The organism is Pedobacter sp. 01N416 (assembly GCF_056399685.1).
The window spans coordinates 1-776 of sequence record NZ_JBFTRT010000979.1; the positions used below are offsets into that span (position 1 = coordinate 1).

The 776-nt window shown below is 32.9% G+C and carries 1 protein-coding gene; it reads left to right on the forward strand.

The window, feature by feature from the left end; genetic code table 11:
- The first annotated feature begins 164 nt into the window (after nucleotides 1-164).
- Nucleotides 165-440, forward strand: a complete 276-nt coding sequence (locus AC1DND_RS28790; RefSeq protein WP_477586376.1) for a hypothetical protein — start codon at nucleotides 165-167, stop codon at nucleotides 438-440.
- The last annotated feature ends 336 nt before the right edge of the window (nucleotides 441-776 follow it).

Below are 776 nucleotides of genomic sequence, written 5' to 3' on the forward strand. Positions count from 1 at the left end.
TAGTAGCACAGAGATAGATCAAAGTAAAGGTGTACAGTAGCCGCAAATGGATGCTAGGGTTCGGTTAAAGAGACAATAGGCTGCGATTTATATATTAATGTCGGAAGTAAACTTTTTTATTGTACCAATTGTTTAAATAAGAGGTATCTACAAAAAAAATGGCTATGGAAATGAATGAAAATAAAAATGTCGATCCTAATTCGGAGATTAACCGGAATGAGGAGGGTATTGAATGGGATAATGGAGAGGCTACTTATGGACATAAACGTGCCGATTTTAAGCGTAAAGATCAGCCAGATGAGTCGCATTTATTGAAAACAGAAAATGATCCTACACACGCCGTAAATGAAAATTTAAATAATTCGAATTTAAGTCAGGGTGAAGACATTGGAAACAGAAACAAGAATAACGAGAAAGGTTTGATGGGAAAAGATTTATAATCCAATTATAAAGAGATTATCCATACAGAATAATCCCTTTATAAAATTTATGCATTTTCCGGTAGATGGAAATTAATTAGGATTCCACAACTGAAATGCGTTAATCAAGAAGCAAATGCTCTTAAATCGTTAGTCTCTGATTTTTTTAGTTAATCTTTGTCGCGAATCCTACAGCGCTGCAAATTTCAAGAACTTATCGCCAATTTACAAGACGTCCTGCATTAATATATTGATATATGTCAATTTAATGTGTATTTCTACACTCAATTAATTGTCAGTATAAATCACTTGTCTGACGATAATCCTGTTTTATTTTTTCAGAATAATCCTTAATCC